Source organism: Streptomyces sp. NPDC017993 (assembly GCF_044328065.1).
In the GTDB taxonomy this organism is placed as follows: Bacteria; Actinomycetota; Actinomycetes; order Streptomycetales; family Streptomycetaceae; genus Streptomyces.
The window spans coordinates 59,915-76,577 of sequence record NZ_JBIRGO010000018.1 but is presented as its reverse complement, the minus strand read 5'-3'; the positions used below and the strand labels follow the sequence as shown (position 1 = coordinate 76,577).

Annotated in this window: 14 protein-coding genes; 9 read left to right on the top strand and 5 right to left on the bottom strand. The window is 70.0% G+C overall.

Annotated features, from left to right (window positions below; genetic code table 11):
• The first annotated feature begins 4 nt into the window (after positions 1-4).
• The 7 genes from ACH4FH_RS28955 (at position 5) to ACH4FH_RS28925 (ending at position 9,820) form a co-directional block, all read left to right on the top strand.
• The gene (locus tag ACH4FH_RS28955; protein WP_398558880.1) at positions 5-1,597 is read left to right on the top strand and encodes a bifunctional 3-(3-hydroxy-phenyl)propionate/3-hydroxycinnamic acid hydroxylase; all 1,593 of its coding nucleotides are present in this window, start codon (positions 5-7) and stop codon (positions 1,595-1,597) included.
• Between the two features lie 185 nt (positions 1,598-1,782).
• Entirely contained in the window at positions 1,783-2,235 is a 453-nt protein-coding gene (locus ACH4FH_RS28950; protein WP_398558879.1) for a VOC family protein, read from the top strand.
• A gap of 315 nt (positions 2,236-2,550) precedes the next feature.
• Positions 2,551-3,291 (top strand): FadR/GntR family transcriptional regulator, encoded by a 741-nt coding sequence (locus ACH4FH_RS28945; RefSeq protein ID WP_398558878.1) that lies wholly within the window; start codon positions 2,551-2,553, stop codon positions 3,289-3,291.
• A gap of 152 nt (positions 3,292-3,443) precedes the next feature.
• On the top strand, positions 3,444-4,871 hold the full coding sequence (locus ACH4FH_RS28940; protein WP_398558971.1) for an amino acid permease: 1,428 nt from the start codon (positions 3,444-3,446) through the stop codon (positions 4,869-4,871).
• Positions 4,872-4,873: 2 nt separating this feature from the next.
• Positions 4,874-5,902: an asparaginase gene (locus ACH4FH_RS28935; RefSeq protein WP_398558877.1), complete on the top strand. Its 1,029-nt coding sequence runs from the start codon at positions 4,874-4,876 to the stop codon at positions 5,900-5,902.
• 148 nt (positions 5,903-6,050) lie between these two features.
• Positions 6,051-7,472, top strand: coding sequence for an aspartate ammonia-lyase (gene aspA, locus ACH4FH_RS28930; protein WP_398558876.1), 1,422 nt, complete (start codon positions 6,051-6,053; stop codon positions 7,470-7,472).
• A 320-nt stretch (positions 7,473-7,792) separates the two neighbouring features.
• Positions 7,793-9,820, top strand: a complete 2,028-nt coding sequence (locus tag ACH4FH_RS28925) for an FAD-dependent oxidoreductase (protein ID WP_398558970.1) — start codon at positions 7,793-7,795, stop codon at positions 9,818-9,820.
• A gap of 79 nt (positions 9,821-9,899) precedes the next feature.
• Here ACH4FH_RS28925 and ACH4FH_RS28920 read toward each other — a convergent pair whose 3' ends face one another.
• Positions 9,900-10,952, bottom strand: coding sequence for a YncE family protein (locus tag ACH4FH_RS28920; RefSeq protein ID WP_398558875.1), 1,053 nt, complete (start codon positions 10,950-10,952; stop codon positions 9,900-9,902).
• A 141-nt stretch (positions 10,953-11,093) separates the two neighbouring features.
• Here ACH4FH_RS28920 and ACH4FH_RS28915 point away from each other — a divergent pair, with 141 nt between their 5' ends.
• The gene (locus ACH4FH_RS28915; RefSeq protein ID WP_398558874.1) at positions 11,094-12,023 is read left to right on the top strand and encodes a LysR family transcriptional regulator; all 930 of its coding nucleotides are present in this window, start codon (positions 11,094-11,096) and stop codon (positions 12,021-12,023) included.
• Between the two features lie 255 nt (positions 12,024-12,278).
• Here the strand turns inward: ACH4FH_RS28915 and ACH4FH_RS28910 are convergent, their stop codons facing one another.
• From ACH4FH_RS28910 to ACH4FH_RS28900, 3 genes are all read right to left on the bottom strand, one after another.
• Positions 12,279-12,638 carry a GntR family transcriptional regulator gene (locus tag ACH4FH_RS28910; protein WP_398558873.1) on the bottom strand — a complete coding sequence of 120 codons (360 nt, stop codon included), beginning with the start codon at positions 12,636-12,638 and terminating at the stop codon, positions 12,279-12,281.
• Between the two features lies 1 nt (position 12,639).
• Complete coding sequence (locus tag ACH4FH_RS28905; protein ID WP_398558872.1) at positions 12,640-13,626, bottom strand: DUF1648 domain-containing protein; 987 nt, start codon at positions 13,624-13,626, stop codon at positions 12,640-12,642.
• Between the two features lie 138 nt (positions 13,627-13,764).
• Positions 13,765-14,385, bottom strand: a complete 621-nt coding sequence (locus ACH4FH_RS28900) for a LysE family translocator (protein ID WP_398558871.1) — start codon at positions 14,383-14,385, stop codon at positions 13,765-13,767.
• A gap of 624 nt (positions 14,386-15,009) precedes the next feature.
• On the opposite strand from ACH4FH_RS28900, the gene ACH4FH_RS28895 reads away from it, so the two are divergent.
• Complete coding sequence (locus ACH4FH_RS28895; RefSeq protein ID WP_398558870.1) at positions 15,010-15,930, top strand: LysR family transcriptional regulator; 921 nt, start codon at positions 15,010-15,012, stop codon at positions 15,928-15,930.
• A 66-nt stretch (positions 15,931-15,996) separates the two neighbouring features.
• Here ACH4FH_RS28895 and ACH4FH_RS28890 read toward each other — a convergent pair whose 3' ends face one another.
• On the bottom strand, positions 15,997-16,638 hold the full coding sequence (locus ACH4FH_RS28890; protein ID WP_398558869.1) for a TetR/AcrR family transcriptional regulator: 642 nt from the start codon (positions 16,636-16,638) through the stop codon (positions 15,997-15,999).
• Positions 16,639-16,663 lie beyond the last annotated feature (25 nt).

Sequence of the window (16,663 nt, the reverse complement as noted above, 5' to 3'; positions counted from 1 at the left end):
CCACATGACTGCCGAACAGGCCGGAGCACGGGACGCAGCGTCCGGATCGGGGCGACGCGTACCCGTCGTGATCGTCGGAGCCGGACCCGTGGGTGTGACCGCCGCACTCCTGCTCGCCAGGCGCGGAATCGGCAGCGTCGTTCTCGAACGCCACCGGGACCTCTACCCTCTCCCGCGTGCCGTCGCCACGGACGACGAGGTCCGCCGAATTCTCCAGGCCGCCGGAATCCACGAGGAGTTCGAGGCCCTCGCCCGCCCCGCCAAGGGGCTGCGCCTGCTGGACGACCGGCACCGCGTGATCGCCGAGTTCCCGCGGTCCTCCCACGGCCACCACGGGTTCCCCCAGACCAGCATGTTCGACCAGCCGGAGCTGGAGCGGCTGCTGCGCGACGCCCTGGACCGCCGTCCGGAGTGCGAGCTGCGGAGCGGGGTGGAAGTCACCGGCATCGCCCCGACTCCGGACGGCCCGGTCCGCGTGACGTTCCGCGGGGACGGCGCCGAGGAACACCTGTGGGCGGACGCGGTCCTCGGCTGCGACGGCGCCAACAGCCTCACTCGCGGGGCCATCGGCGCCGTCTGGGAGGACCTGCGCTTCGAGGAACGCTGGACGGTGGTCGATGTCCGCACCGGAGCTGATGTCCGCTCGTGGGAGGGCGTCGACCAGGTCTGCGACCCGCGCAGGCCGGCGACCTTCATGCGCGTCGGCGAGGACCGCTACCGCTGGGAGTTCCGGCTGCGGGAGGCCGAGGATCTCGACTTCGAGCGGCTGCGCGAGCTGGTCGCCCCCTGGGTGGACATCTCTTCCGGCGACGACTTTCACGTGGTCCGGCAGGCGCAATACACCTTCCGGGCCCGTATCGCCGACCGCTGGCGCCTTGGCCGCGTCTTCCTGCTCGGCGACGCCGCCCATCTCACACCGCCGTTCGTGGGGCAGGGGCTGTGCGCGGGCCTGCGCGACGCCCACAACCTGACCTGGAAGCTGGCCCACGTCCTCCAACAGGGCTCCGACGAGCGGCTGTTGGACACCTACGAACACGAACGCAAGCCCCACGCCCGACACGTCATCCGTCTAGCCGTCGCGACCGGCTGGGCCATGACCGGCGGCCAGGACCGCCTGGCCGCGCTGCGCCGGGCGGCCGTGAGCGCGGTCTGCCGCATAGCCGGGGTGGCGGGTGTGGCCGGTGTGGCGGACCGCGGCCTCAGCCGGCCCCTGCCCCCGGGCCCGCTGGTGCGCCGCAGCCGCCTCGCAGGCACTCTCTGCCCGCAGCCCTGGGTGACCGTCGACGGCGGCCGGACGCGCCTGGACGATGTTCTCGGCGACTCCTTCGCCGTCCTGACCGCGGTGCCGCTCGCCCCCTCCCTGTGCGCGCTCGTCGAGGCGCTCGGCGCGCGGATCGTGGATGTGCGGAAGACCGGCGACGACGGCACCCTCGCCGCGTGGCTGCGCAGCGGCCGTGCGGACGCGGCCCTGCTACGACCCGACCGTGTAGTCCTGGACGTACTCCCGAGGGGCGGTGACGACTTCACGGACACCGCCTCCTGGGCGCCCCTGCTGTGCACCGCCCGCCGCCCGGCCCTCACCCCGTCTCAGAGGTGAGAAGCGCCGAGCGATGACCATGCCGTAGGGGCGTGCGCGCGACACCAGGCGATGCCGGGGGGGGAGGGGCAGGGGCGGGAGACGCCGATCAGGTGACAGCCCTCCGCCTTCCTGCCGGTGAGGGGGCAGGGGCCGCCGGTGGGTCAGGTTGCGACACGGTCCGAGTAACCCATACAACCAACTACATGACACTGAGCTGGAAACTGGTCATCGACAGCGTGAATGCGCCCGCGCTCGCGGACTTCTGGGCCGCGGCACTGGGCTACGAGGTGGAGAATCCCGGCGCGCTCATCGAGCAGCTGCTGGCCGCCGGTCACGTCGGCGAGGAAGTGATCACCGAGCACGGCGGCCACAAGATCTTCCGCGGCTACTCCGCGATCCGCCATCCCGAGGACCCGTACGACCAGACCAGTGGCGTCGGCCGCGGGCGGCGGCTGCTCTTTCAGGACGTACCCGAGGCCAAGGTCGGCAAGAACCGCCTGCACATCGACGTCCACAGTGAGCCCGGTGGTCTCGACGAGCTGGTGGCGCGGCTGGAGGGCCTGGGCGCCACCCGCGTCGGCGAGGTGGACCAGGGACCTGCCGGACATTGGTGGGTCATGCGCGACCCGGAGGGCAACGAGTTCTGCGCTGCGTAGGCCCCGGCCGCGGGCGCTGCGGAGGAGCGGCCGGCTGGCCGCCATCGCGCCGGCCGTGCATCCGGTCGGTGATCCCCCTCGTCCGTGACCCTTCTGCTGCCTGGCGGAAGGGCGGCTCCGGTGCGGCCCCGGAGCCGGGCGGACCGCCCGCGACCTGCATGTTTCCGCCTGTCCCGGGGGGTTGTGGATGATGCCCGTCGAGGTGGATGCGGGCCGTGGATATCGGCGGCTGGACGGGCCGGGCGGTCTCCACCGGGAGATTTCATCTGTCCGTAACCCTTGACATGGCCCCTGGTCGGATTCGACGATCCCGGGGTGAACCTGTCAGACAGCCAGACAGCTGGCGATGTGCCTCGGCGGATCAGCGCGATGGAAGCGGTCCTGAACCATCTGCGCGGCGCCATCGAACGGGGCGAGTACGCGGTCGGGGACAAGCTCCCCTCCGAGGCGGAGCTCTGCCGGCGGCTGGAAGTGAGCCGACCCGTGCTCCGGGAGGCGCTGCGCGCACTCCAGACCATGGGGCTGACGGTCTCCCGCACCGGCAAGGGCACCTTCGTCATCTCCGACGGCGCCGTGGCGGACCCGACTTTCGGTGACTATGTGGCGAGCGACCTCCTCGAGGTGCGCCGGCACGTGGAAATCCCGGTGGCCGGTTACGCCGCGCTCCGCCGCACGGCGGAGGATCTCGATCACCTGACGCATCTGCTGGAGCGGATGGAGCAGGAGACCGACACCACCGCGTGGGTGGCGATGGACAGCCTCTTCCACCTCGCCATCGCCCAGGCGGCCCGTAACCCGGTCTTCCGCAGGGTCATCGAAGAGATCCGCGATGCGCTGGCGCGTCAGTCGGCCTTCCTCAACGAGCTCGGCGGACGGCGCGAACAGTCCAACCGTGAACACCGGGCGATCGTCGAGGCGCTGATCGACCGCTCCGAGGACGACGCGGTGGCAGCCATGGAGCACCACCTCGCACGCGTCGAAACGACGCTGACCACCATCGTGCGGCCGCAACAACACCGCACGGACCCCTCCACCGAAGACGAGGATCACGCGTGAGCGAGCAGTCCCTCCAGCAGGCGGAACGGCACGGGCAACAAGGAACACCGCAGGAGCAGGAAGGAGCCGAACCCGCTCAGCAGCAGCACGGCAGGCACGTGGACGCCGGTGACGCCGGGTACCAGAAGTCCCTCAAGTCCCGGCACGTCAACATGATCGCCATTGGCGGGGCCATCGGAACCGGCCTCTTCCTCGGGGCAGGTGGCCGGCTCGCCGACGCCGGGCCTTCGCTGGCCGTGGCGTATGCGCTGTGCGGCCTGTTCGCCTTCCTCGTGGTGCGTGCGCTGGGGGAGCTGGTGCTGCACCGGCCGTCCTCGGGAGCATTCGTCTCCTACGCCCGGGAATTCCTCGGCGAGAAGGGCGCATTCGTCGCGGGCTGGATGTACTTCCTGAACTGGGCCACCACCGGAATCGCCGACATCACGGCGGTGGCGACCTATACCCACTACTGGGGAATGTTCTCCGATGTCCCGCAGTGGGTGATCGCTCTGATAGCCCTCGCCGTCGTACTGACGGTGAATTTGATTTCAGTGAAGATATTCGGGGAGATGGAGTTCTGGTTCGCGATCGTCAAGGTCGGTGCGCTGGTGGTCTTCATGCTCATCGGCATCTTCCTGCTCGTCACCCAGCACCCGGTGGCCGGCCACTCTCCCGGGCCCTCGATGATCACCGATCACGGCGGCATCTTCCCGACCGGGACGCTGGCGATGCTGCTGGTCATCCAGGGTGTGGTGTTCGCGTACGCCTCCGTCGAGCTGGTGGGCGTCACGGCCGGTGAGACGGCTGAGCCGGAGAAGATCATGCCGAGGGCGATCAACTCCATCATGTGGCGGGTGGGCGTCTTCTATGTCGGCTCTGTGGTCCTCCTGGCGATGCTGCTCCCCTGGAGCGCGTATTCGGCCGGCGAGAGCCCCTTTGTCACGGTGCTGGCCAATGTCGGGGTGCCGGCCGCCGGTGGCGTGATGAATCTCGTCGTACTCACCGCCGCGATGTCCAGCCTCAACTCCGGCCTCTACTCCACCGGCCGCATTCTGCGCTCGATGGCGATGTCGGGATCCGCGCCGCGATTCACCGGAGTGATGAGCCGCAGCCAGGTCCCCTACGGCGGCATCCTGCTCACCTCGGGCGTCTGCGTACTCGGCGTGGGCCTGAACTATGTCGTGCCGAGCAAGGCATTCGAGATCGTGCTGAATTTCGCGGCGATCGGCATTCTCAGCACCTGGGCGATGGTCATGATCTGTCACCTGCTCTTCTGGCGGAAGACCAGGGCCGGACAGCTCGTCCGCCCCGGCTACCGGCTCCCGGGCTCGCCGTGGACCGAGATCATCACGCTGGTCTTCTTGGCGGGTGTCCTGGTGCTGATGTGGGCCGACGGAGGCGCCGGCCGCACCACGGTCATGTCGCTCCCCCTGATCGCGGCCGCGCTGGTCGGCGGCTGGTTCCTGGTACGGGGCCGGGTCAGCACCCTCCAGGACGCCGCCGCGGCACGCGAGAGCGGCAGCCACCCGGCCGCCGTCCCCACGCCCCGGGACACCGAAGACAACCCCAACCCCCACAGCACCGAAAGCACCGAAAACTGATCATGTCGCAGCCCACCACCCTGCCGCCGCACCCCACCGCGGGGGAGCCGCCCGTCGTCCGCGAACCGGCTCACGTTCCCCTCGCCCATGTCGTGCGCGCAGGACTCGTCGAGGGCGTCCACCACGGCTCGGTCGTGGTGCTGGCGCCCGACGGGAGCGTGCAGTTCCAGGCGGGCGACATCGAGGCCGCGTTCTACCCGCGCTCGGCGATCAAGCCCCTCCAGGCGGTGGGCCTGCTGCGCGCGGGGCTTTTGCCGCTGGACGACCCGGCGCTGGCTCTCGTCGCGGCCAGCCACTCCGGTGAGGAACAGCATCTGGCCACCGCACGGCGCATCCTGGACGCCGGCCAACTGACCGAGGACGCCCTGCGCAACGTCCCCGACCTGCCCTACGACTCCGCCGTACGGGAGGAGTGGATCCGGCGCGGTCTGGGACCCAGCCGCCTCGCCCAGAACTGCTCGGGCAAGCACGCCGCCATGCTGCTGACCGCCCGCACCCGCGGGTGGCGTCTGGACAACTACCTGGACCCCGGGCATCCGTTGCAGTACGAACTGGCCGCGACCGTCGAGGACCTCACCGGCCAGGGCATCGCCCACGTCACGGTCGACGGCTGCGGCGCCCCGCTGTTCTCCGTCTCCCTGCACGGGCTGACCCGGGCCGCCGCTCGGCTGGCGACGGCCGCCCCCGGCACCGATGAGGGCCGCGTCGCGCACGCCATGCGCGAGCATCCGCAGATGGTCTCCGGCAGCGGACGGGATGTCGCCCGGCTGGTGCGGGCGGTGCCTGGTCTGCTGGCCAAGGACGGCTTCGAGGGCGTGCAGATCGCGGCACTGCCGGACGGGCGGGCGGTCGGCGTGAAGATTGCCGACGGCGGCGACCGCGCCCGCATGCCGGTGACGGCGGCCGCACTGGCTCTCTGCGGCGTCGACCCCGAGGTTCTCGCCGCGTTCGCCACCACACCCGTCCTGGGCGGCGGCGCTCCGGTCGGGACGCTCCGGGCAGCGGGTGCCCTTGCCGCGCAGGCGTCCTGACGGAGCGTCATTCGTCATGTGAGGGCACCCGCTCACCCCCACCGACCGGCCTCACCGGCCCGAGTCACCCCCTGCGTCACCCCCTGCGTCACCGCTCTCGCAGCGGCCGCTCTCCCTCCGGCCCCACCTCACAAAGGACCCCCGCACCATGACTGCCGCCGGCCACCGCCGCGAACACGACCTGCTCGGCGACCGGGAGATACCCGCCGACGCCTACTGGGGCATCCACACCCAGCGCGCCGCCGAGAACTTCCCCATCACCGGCACGCCGATCGCCACCTACCCGCACCTGATCAACGCGCTCGCCGCCGTCAAGGAGGCCGCGGCACGCGCCAACGAAGACCTCTCGCTGCTCGATCCCGAGCGGGCCGACGCCATCGCGGCCGCCTGCCGCGAGATCAGGGCCGGCGGCCGGCTGCACGACCAGTTCATCGTCGACGTCATCCAGGGCGGTGCCGGAACCTCGACGAACATGAACGCCAACGAGGTGATCGCCAACCGCGCGCTGGAGATCCTGGGCCACGGCAGGGGCGACTACCACCACCTGCACCCCAACGAACACGTCAACCTCAGCCAGTCGACGAACGACGTCTACCCGACAGCCGTCAACGTCGCCACGATCATCGCCGTACGCGAGTTGCTCGACGCGATGACCATCCTGCGCGAAGCGTTCGCGGCCAAGGCCGAGGAGTTCCGCGATGTCCTCAAAATGGGGCGCACCCAGCTTCAGGACGCGGTGCCGATGACCCTCGGCCAGGAGTTCTCGACCTACGCGGTGATGCTGGAGGAGGACCAGAGCCGGCTGGCTGAGGCCGTCCTCCTCATCCACGAGATCAACCTCGGTGCCACCGCCATCGGCACCGGCCTCAACGCCCCCCGGGGCTACGCCGAAGCGGCGCGCACCCACCTGGCGGCCCTCACCGGCCTACCCCTGGTCACCGCTGCCAACCTCGTCGAAGCCACCCAGGACTGCGGGGCCTTCGTCCACCTGTCGGGTGTCCTCAAGCGCATCGCCGTCAAGCTCTCCAAGAGCTGCAACGACCTGCGGCTGCTGTCCTCCGGTCCGCGCGCGGGCCTCGCCGAGATCAACCTGCCTCCGGTTCAGGCCGGTTCGAGCATCATGCCCGGCAAGGTCAACCCGGTCATCCCCGAGGTCGTCAACCAGGTCGCCTTCGAAGTCATCGGCAACGACGTCACCATCACCATGGCCGCCGAAGCGGGCCAGCTGCAGCTCAACGCCTTCGAGCCGATCATCCTGCACTCCCTCTCGGAGAGCATCACCCACCTCGGGGCCGCCTGCCGCACCCTCGCCGAGCGTTGCGTGGTGGGCATCACCGCCAACACCGAAACCCTCCGCGCCGGCGTCGAGAACTCCATCGGCCTGGTCACCGCGCTCAACCCGCACATCGGCTACACCGCCGCCACCGCGATCGCCAAGGAAGCCCTCGCCACCGGACGAGGCGTCGCCGAACTGGTCCTGGAACACGGCCTGCTCCCCGCCGACCGGCTCGCGGCCCTGCTGCGCCCGGAGGAAATCGCCGGCACGGGCGGTGACCTCACCACGGCCTGAGCCCCGCCGGGCCACGGCAACGCCGGGCCCGGCCGGGAGGTCGGGTTCGGCGGGCCGGCCTGCGAGTTGCGCCGGACGGGGTGCCGCTGCGAGTGGCCCTTGCCCGACACGGCTCTGCGCCAAGGGGCGAGGGCGCCAACGTCCTCTTCTGGACCGGACGTTGGCATCGGTGCAGCGTCAAAGGAGCCGCGTCCTGGGAGCCACGTCATGTAGCGGTTCGAGTGGTTTACCGTCCCCGTCCGCGTGAATGCACTGGCTCACCGTCGTTCGTACGCCAAATGTATTGCGCGATGAATACACACGACATGAGCACTCCGGACATGAGCATTCCGAGCACGAAGAACACCGACGCATCGAGCGAAGAAGCACTCGCGGCGGATGCTTCATCTGCCTCACACTTACCTCGCTCACACGACGGGCAGCCCACACGGCGCGCCGTCGCCACGGCAGCTGGTGCCTCGGCGCTCGCTGCCGGACTCACCGCCGCCTCCGTCGCCCCCGCGACCGCGTTGAGTCCTGCCACAGCACCTTCAACGGTGCCGGCCGCGGCGCCACCCGGCACCGACCCCAAGGCGTACACCACGGTCGCCCGCGCCATCGCCGTCTACGACGAGCACGACAAGTCCCTCGTCCCGGCCTACGTGAAGGCCATCCGGAAGGGTCTGCCCGCCGGCCGGGCCAAGGCAACGAAAAGAGTCCTGATCGTCGGGGCCGGACCGGCCGGCCTCCTCGCCGCCGACCTGCTCAACCGGGCGGGCCACGATGTCGTCGTGATCGAGGCCAACGGCAACCGCGTCGGTGGCCGTATCAAGACGTTCCGCAAGGGCGGTCACGAGGACGGTGAGCAGCCCTTCGCCGACCCGAAGCAGTACGCCGAAGCCGGGGCCATGCGGCTGCCCGACAGTCACCCGCTCCTCATGGCGCTGATCAAGAAGCTCGACCTCACGCTCCAGGAGTTCTACCTGGTCGATGTGGAGGTCGACAACCCGGCGAAGAAGGCCAACCGCACCTGGATCCACGTCAATGGCGTGCGCATGCGCCGGGCCGACTACGAGAAGAACCCCGAAAGAATCAACGACAGCTTCGGCGTCACGGGCCCCAACCGCGCGAAGACCGCAGCCACCATCCTCGCGCACGCCTTCGAACCCGCACACCAGCTCGTCCGGGGCAAGGAAGGGACAGACCTCGTCAACGGATGGGCCGAGATCCTCAAGAAGTACGGCCACTGGTCGATGTACCGGTATCTCACCGAAGTCGCCAAACTCGACACCAGGACCATTGACCTCATCGGCACCATCCAGAACCTCACCTCACGGCTGCACCTCTCCTTCACTCACAGTTTCCTGTCCGCCGCGCTGATCCGCCCCGAGACCAAGTTCTGGGAGATCAAGGGCGGCACCGCGCTGCTCGCGGACGCGCAGTATGCGCCGGTGAAGGGGAAAGTGCGGCTCGACAGGCGCGCCGTACGGATCGAACAGCACGGTGGCAAGGTGCGGGTGCACACCGTCTCCGAGGACTGCCAGACCGGTGAGGGGGGTGTCACGGAGGTGTTCGAAGGCGACGAGGCGATCATCACCGTCCCCTTCTCCGGACTGCGCCACGTGACCTTCGACCCGCCGCTCACCTACGGAAAGCGCCGGGCCATCACGGAACTGCACTACGACGCCGCGACCAAGGTGCTGCTGGAATTCTCCCGGCGCTGGTGGGAGTTCACCGAGGCTCAGTGGAAGGAGGCGTTGAACTCCATCGAGGACAAGCTCTACGACAAGTACAAGGCGGGCCACGTCAAGAACGGCAAGTATCTCGGCGCGCACAAGTCCGTGAAGGGCCTGGGGGTGACGGTCCCCGACGAACTCAAGAAGTGCTTCGCCGTCTTCCGGCCGGTCATGAGAGGCGAACCGGATGCCGCTCATGTCCGTGGCGGCGGGACCGTGAGCGAAAACGCCAACCGCTTCATGTACTTCGAGCATGCGCGGCCCATGGAGGGCAGCGACGGAGGCATCATGCTCGCCTCTTACAGCTGGTCCGACGATGCCCTCAAGTGGGACGCCTTCGCTGACGAGGAGCGGTATCTGCGCGCACTCGCCGGAGTACAGGCTGTCTTTGGCCGTCGCTGCGAGGTCTTCTTCACCAACAAGTGCAAGACCCAGTCGTGGATGCGTGACCACTACGCCTACGGTGAAGCCTCTGTGCTCTTCCCCGGCCAGCACACGGAACTGTTCCCCGACGTCCCCACATCCGAAGGGCCGCTGCATTTCGCGGGGGACCACACATCCATCAAGCCCGCGTGGATCGAAGGCGCCCTCGAATCCGCCGTCCGCACAGCATTGAAGGTGCACACGGGCTGAGACGGCGGTGAGACCCGTCCGGTGCCCCGGTCGCCGGTGGCACCGGACGGGCCGGCATGGCGCTTCGTCCTTACGGGGTTCAGGCCGGCCGTGGGATGTAGGCCAGGCCGTGGGCGCCGGGCTCGCCGAGTTTGGCGATGTCCAGCCGGGCCAGTCCCTGCAGCGTCTCCAGGTCGACGATGTTCACGGTGGACGAGGCGACGCAGGCCACGTACCCGATGCGGCCGTCGGGCGACGAGGTGATCGTCAACGGGGCGAGCCCCACCTCGAGTTCGCCCAGCTGCTTGTGGGTGTCGGCGGAGAACACCGTGAGGCGACCCGGCGCGTGGCGTCCGAGTCGGGACACCGGGTCGGGCTCCATACGCAGTTCGCCCACGAGCAGCTTGCCCGTCGATGTCAGGTGCACAGGGAGGACGACGTCATCCGTGGGCAGGATGTCGACGACGGATGCCGTCCGGGCTTCGATGACCCGGATTCCCGTGGCCGGCCGCTCCTCGGCCGTGGCGGAGAGGGCGGCATAGGGCCCTGCGACGTAGACCTGCGTACCGTCGGCGGAGACGGCGAGTCCCTCGCTGCCCGGCACCGCGACCTTCGCCGTGAGAGTTCCCCGTTCGAGATCGACGACCGACACGAACGGCGCCTCCTTGTTGGTGGCGTAACCCGTCCTTCCCGCCGGGTCGATGGCGAACCAGTGCGGGCCCGGCGCGTCCGTGTCGATCCTGCCCAGGGGCCGACGGGTCTCGGTGTCGATCACCACGACGCCGCCGGGCCGATCCTCCGAGCCCTCGACGCTGACGTAGAGCCGACGACGCGCCGTGTCCAACGCCAGCCCATGCGGCCCGTGTTCCGGTGCGAGGTCGACGACCTCGACGATGCGGAGTGTGTCGGGGTCGATGACGGTCAGCTCGGTGCGTCGGCCGCCGTGCGCGTGGTAGTAGCCCGAGTGATATGCCGTTGTGCACCACAGCAGGCGCTGCGTCGGGTCGAAGCACAACTCGTGCGGCTCGGCGAGGATTTCCACCGTACCGATGTGCCGGTCGCAGGCGGCGTCGAAGAACGAGACCGTGGGCCCGCTCTGGCTGACCACGGCCAGAACGTCGCCCTCTCGACCGGCGCGGGGGGATTGCTGCATGGAAGGCTCCTCGGACGAGGCGAAGGGGTGTCACGCGTCTTCGCGGACACCTCCACTCTCGGCACGAGAGGATTGCGCGGCAATGCAAAGATTGGCAGCTAATCATTGACTCAGGCGTAAAAATGCAGCTCAGGAGCATCAATGGACCTCAACCTGCTGCGAGCCCTGGACGCCCTGCTCCAGGAGAACAGTGTGACCCGTGCCGCGGAGCGACTCGGCACGTCACCCGCGGCAACCAGCCGCACCCTGGCCCGGCTCCGTCGCGCTGTCGGCGACCCCCTGCTGGTCCGCGCCGGCCAGGGGATGGTCCCGACTCCGCGAGCCTTGGAACTCCGGGGGGAGGTGGGTGCCTTGCTGCGCAGCTGCGACAACGTCTTGCGGCCCGGGGCCGGTTTCGACGCCGTCCATCTCCAGCGCACCTTCACCGTGCAGGCCACCGACCTGCTTCTGGTGGGGCTCGCCGGGACCCTGACCGACCGGATCCGCGCGGAGGCCCCGCACGTGAATGTGGACTTCGTGCCGGAGGCGGTGGAGGGCGGCCCCGCGCTGCGGCAGGGCTGGGTCGACGTCGAACTGGGCGTCCTCGGGCACCTGGACCCGGAGATCCGAACCCAACGGCTCGCCCGGATGACGCTGGTCGCCGTCGCGCGCAGCGGTCATCCCCTCTTCGACGGGCGGATCGACGCCCGCCGCTTCGCAGCGGCCGACCACATCGGCATCTCACGGCTCGGTAAGCGCCTCGGTCCCATTGACGGTGCGCTTGCGGAACTCGGATTGCGGCGCCGGACCGCCGTCGTGGTGCCCAGCCACACGAGCGCGATGATGCTCGCCCGGAACACCGACCTCGTCGCGCTCACCCTGGCCGACTGGCTCCCCGACACCATCTCCGCACTGGGACTGCGCACCTTCCCCGTCCCCCTGGACCTGGCCCCCCTCGACCTCGGAATGGCCTGGCACCCCCGCAACTCAGCCGACCCGGGGCACCGCTGGTTCCGCGACCACTTGGCCGCCGCGCTCCTCGCCCCGTCAGCGACGGGGGAGGACGGTTCTCGGGGGAGCGCGACATCGTAGGCAGAGGGCGTGATGGCAGGCGCACACCGCCAACGGGCCGCAGCCGGGTGCGAGTTGATACATGCGCCCGGAACGTTGGGTGAGGAGTTGCGGCTCGGCGGCGCGGTCTCGGTCTCGGTCTCGACGACGGTCGTACGGTTGCCGCCCCGCTCCGGGCCGCTGATTGATCTGTCCCGGAGGCTACGGGCCGGGATGGGCGGCGTGGGGCCTCGCCTTCCACGGCAGGTCCGTCGCCCGTCGCCCGGGTCCCGTGTGTCAGTGGGCCGTCAGCCCCCTCCGTACCACCGTCACGATCTCGTCGTCGGACAGTCCAAGCTTGCGGGCCTCGGCGATCAGCCGTTCGGCGGTCTCACCGAGGCGGGCGCGGGCGGGGGACGCGGCGCCGGTGACCACCGCGCCGCGCCCGCGGCGGAGTTCGATCAACCCCTCCTCCTTCAGGCGCTGGTAGCCGCGCAGCACCGTGTGGACGTTCACGCCGAGCGAGGCGGCGAGTTCGCGGGCCGCGGGCAGCCGCTCCCCGGCGTGCACCTCGCCGTCGGCGATGGCGCCGCGGACCGATCCCGCGATCTGATCGCCCAGCGGGACGGCGGAACCCGGGTCGACTCGGATCAGCACCTCAGCCTCCTTGCCGGGAACGCGAGCGGTCCAGGTAGGCATTGAACAGCGAGGCCGCGGTCGCCGCGTCATCGACGGTCACCACGAACTCCCGTCCGCTGGTCAGCTGTAGTACGAGCCCTTCACCGGAGCGGAGCACCAGGCCACTGCGGCCCGGCCGCACGCGGTAGCCCCAGCCGCCGAATTCGGCGGCCGGGGCGATGTGCCGGCTGGTGGCTTCCCGCACCTTGTCGAGCGCGATACGCCGGAAGGGGTACGGCAGCAGTGTCGACGCGAGGGCCAGGCCGCGCCGGTCCACGGTTACCCGAACAGAAGTGAGCGCGACGACCGACATGCCGCCGAGCACCAGCACCAGACCGGAGAGCCAGGTGCCGAGGAAGCCCGCGACGAGGCCGCCGACGGCCATCAGCAGGCCCAGCAGCCACAGCAGGGGTGAGCCCACCGTCCGTGACCAGCCCGCCATTTCGCGGTCGCCGAGGGCGAGCCGGGGCGCGGCGCCGGTCGGCGTCGATGACGGGTCGGCGTCCCGGCCGGCGAGGAGCAGGCCGAGCGCGCCGGCGAGGACGGCTCCGCCGAGCGGCACGGCCACCTGCCAGATCGGCAGCCGGACGGCGTCCGCGCCGGCGGCCCGTGCGTTGCCCAGCAGCGTCAGGCAGGTCACCCAGGCGAGCAGAACGGCGATGCCCCAGCCTGCGGCTATCACCCAGCGCGTCGGTGGCTTGGTGCGCCGGATCAGGGAGAGCACCACACTGCCCGCGCCGAGGACGAGGAGCGCGAGGAGGGTGCCCGTCAGAAAGCCCTGGACGGAGGAGAAGCCGTCCGCCCGGCCGTCCGGGCGGAAGTGGGTGGCGAGCGGATCGGGTAGCCGGCCGGAGACCGAGCGATGGACGAAGAAGACGGCGGCGATCGCGGCGGCGAAGGGAATTCCGGCAATCCAGGCGCGCTGCGGGTCGGTTGCGGGCTGGGCGGAACGCGGGAACGAGATCATGGTCAACCTCCACTTGTTCGTATAGTGGTAGAACAACAGGAGGTTTCAAGGTTTCGCATCCCTCTCGCATCCCTCTCGCATCCGAGTCGCGGTCACCAGCGGGGGGCGCGTGACGAGTGCGGATCAGTCGCCTGCGGATCAGCCGGCTGCGGTCGCGACCACGAGACCGAAGCCGATCAGCGCGACCCCCGTGGTCCGGCCGAGAACGCGGCGGATCCGCGGCTTTGCCAGGAAGCGCCCGGCCTTGGACAGCAGGAGCACGTAGCTGCCCAGCCAGACGAGGGTGAGCGTGGCGTGGAGAAGGACGAGGAGCGTCATGGCCCCGGCGGCGGGCAGTTGCGGCGGGGCCAGCGTGGGGAGCAGACCGGTGTAGAAGACGGCGATCTTCGGGTTGAGGGCGTTGCTGACCAGGCCGGTCCGCCACGGGCCCCCCGCAGCGGGGTGGGTCTCGGTATCGGTCGGGGCAGGTGCGGCCCGGCGGTTCTGCCACAGCGCCTGCGCGCCCAGGAACACCAGGTAGCCGGCGCCCAGGAGCTTGACGACCAGGTAGGCCGCGGGCGAGGAGGCCAGCACGGCCGCGAGCCCGGCCACGGTCAGCGCGCCCCAGATCAGCAGCCCGGTCGCTATCCCGCCCACGGTCCGCAGCGCGTCCCGGGGGCCGGCCGCGAGGGTGCGTCGGGTCACCAACGCCATGTCCGGTCCGGGCATGACCGTCAGCAGGCCGAGGACACCGGCCGCGGCGATGAGGTGGGTCAGCACCCTGCCGTCCCCCTCCTGCTCCTGTGCCGAGCGGTCTGCTGCGAGGTGAATCCGCGGTGGTTCAACGCAGGTGCCTTTCAGTGTTGGGTGTTCAGTGCGCGGTGGTGGAGTACGAGTTGGCGGCTGAGCCCTCGGTGATGGCGGCCGCCGCATCCAGTCCTCCGTGCAGGTGAGGTCAGACGATGGTGGACGCAGCGCCGGAGCCCACCCGTACGGGCGGCTGCGGTAGGGAGTGACGACGGCCTGGGCCAGAGACCCCACAGCCACCGGTACGGAGACGAGGTCAGGCCCAGACGGGACGACTCGTCCTTGACGAAGACCCGTCCGCCCGTCCGCCCCCAACTCCGCTGACAGCGACGGTAGTTCGGTGAGTGAGGTGGGGGAGTGGCCCAGCGGCGAGGAATGGAAATCCTGTACTTCGGCCGGTGGGGTGCACACCGCCGGATACGGGCGCCGGTGCGGACGGACCACGGAAGCGTGCGGAGGCAGGAAGCGCGTTCAGTCACACGACCAGGGTCCGACGCCCCCTGTCATCGGTCCAGCGAATGTTTTCGACCTATACTCATCGAAAAAACCGACCATGGAAGCGGTCGCCACGCGACGGCGAAGGGGGGCGGCCCGCCGATGTTCGACCTGCACCGACTGCGCCTGCTGCGCGAACTCAAACACCGCGGCACGCTCGCGGCCGTCGCCGAGGCCCTGTCCTACGCCCCCTCGTCCGTCTCCCAGCAGCTCTCCCAGCTGGAAGCCGAAGTCGGCGTCCGGCTGCTGGAACCGGTGGGGCGGCGGGTGCGGCTGACCGAGCAGGCCGAGATCCTCGTCGCCCACACCGAAGCGGTCCTCGAACGCCTGGAGCGCGCGGAGGCGGACATCGCCTCCTCTCTGACCGACCTGACCGGCACACTGCGCATCGCCTCGTTCCAGACGGCCGCCCTGGCCCTGGTCCCGACCACCCTGGACCTGCTCCGCGACCGCCACCCGCACCTGCGCGTCCACGTCACGCAAAGAGAACCGGAACGGTCCCTGCCCGCCCTCCAGGCCCGCGACTTCGACCTGGTCCTTGCCGAGGAATATCCCGGCAACCCCAACCCGCGGCCCGCCGAACTCGAACAGGAAGACCTGCTCGACGACGGCCTCCACCTCGCACTGCCCGAAGCGGCCGACGGACCGGATACCGCGCACCCGATGACGGCCCTGCGCTCACTCGCCGACCACCCCTGGGTGATGGAACCCGAAGGCACCACCGCCCGGCACTGGGCCATGACCCTGTGCCGAAACGCCGGCTTCGAACCCGACGTGCGGTTCGAGACCACCGACCTTCTGCTCCATCTCCGCCTCGTCGAGCAGGGACACGCCGCCGCCTTCCTGCCCGACCTCGTCTGGCGCGGACAGCCCCCGACCGTCGCCCTCCGCAAGCTCCCCCCTGGTCAGCGCACACGCCGCGTCTTCACCGTCGTGCGCCGCGGCCGCAGCCCGCACCCTGCCATCCAGGCATGCCGGGACGCCTTCAACCGGGCGGCCGCGCTCCACTCCCACCGGGCCTAGGGCAGCCCGGCTTCCGTCACGTCAGCCGTCGGTCGGGCGTCCCTATCGCGCGCGGTCGGCTTCTCGTTACGCGAGATGGTCCGGCCGGTGAGCCTGGGTGAGGAGCGCCGCGAAGATCCGCTCGAATCGCGAGGTCATCTCGTCGGCGGTCTGCTCGGGGTGATGCTGCCACCAGGCGACCGCAGCGCCCACGGTGCCGTACCAGAGGTGCGTGACGAGATCGGCATCGAGCGGATCGGCGGCCCGGGCCGAGTCGAGAAACTCGGCCACGCCGATCGCTCCCATCCGGTTGAGTTCTCGGCGGTGTACGGCGGCCGCGGCGTAGAGCTCACTGCCGGCCGGAAGCGTTGAGTCGTAGACGAGTTCCCAGTCCTGCAGGCGCGATTCGAGCGCCCGGAAGATGGCCCCGAGGGTGCGTTCGGCGCGCGTGATGTCGGACGGTCCCGCTTGCGCGGATGAGACCGCCGCGACGAGCCGAGAGCCCGCGCGGTCGAGGCAGGTCAGGTACAGACCGTCCTTGGACCCGAAGTACTCGTAGATCAGGGGCTTGGTGATCCCCGCCTGCGCCGCGACGGCCGCGATCGACCCGCGCGCGTAGCCCTTCCTGCCGAACTCCTCCGCCGCCGCGTCCAAGATCAGTCGTTCCCGGTCCTTGCGGGGCATGCCCTTGGTGCCCACACCCCGCGTGCCGTCCTCCTGCTTGCCCATGACCGCACCCTATGCCACGCTGACC

Coding starts and splice junctions, on each gene's coding strand:
- aspA (WP_398558876.1), top strand. CDS start 6,051: ATGACTGCCGCCGGCCACCGCCGCGAACACGACCTGCTCGGCGACCGG.
- ACH4FH_RS28935 (WP_398558877.1), top strand. CDS start 4,874: ATGTCGCAGCCCACCACCCTGCCGCCGCACCCCACCGCGGGGGAGCCG.
- ACH4FH_RS28925 (WP_398558970.1), top strand. CDS start 7,793: ATGAGCATTCCGAGCACGAAGAACACCGACGCATCGAGCGAAGAAGCA.
- ACH4FH_RS28950 (WP_398558879.1), top strand. CDS start 1,783: ATGACACTGAGCTGGAAACTGGTCATCGACAGCGTGAATGCGCCCGCG.
- ACH4FH_RS28890 (WP_398558869.1), bottom strand. CDS start 16,638: ATGGGCAAGCAGGAGGACGGCACGCGGGGTGTGGGCACCAAGGGCATG.
- ACH4FH_RS28915 (WP_398558874.1), top strand. CDS start 11,094: ATGGACCTCAACCTGCTGCGAGCCCTGGACGCCCTGCTCCAGGAGAAC.
- ACH4FH_RS28895 (WP_398558870.1), top strand. CDS start 15,010: ATGTTCGACCTGCACCGACTGCGCCTGCTGCGCGAACTCAAACACCGC.
- ACH4FH_RS28955 (WP_398558880.1), top strand. CDS start 5: ATGACTGCCGAACAGGCCGGAGCACGGGACGCAGCGTCCGGATCGGGG.
- ACH4FH_RS28940 (WP_398558971.1), top strand. CDS start 3,444: ATGATCGCCATTGGCGGGGCCATCGGAACCGGCCTCTTCCTCGGGGCA.
- ACH4FH_RS28905 (WP_398558872.1), bottom strand. CDS start 13,626: ATGATCTCGTTCCCGCGTTCCGCCCAGCCCGCAACCGACCCGCAGCGC.
- ACH4FH_RS28920 (WP_398558875.1), bottom strand. CDS start 10,952: ATGCAGCAATCCCCCCGCGCCGGTCGAGAGGGCGACGTTCTGGCCGTG.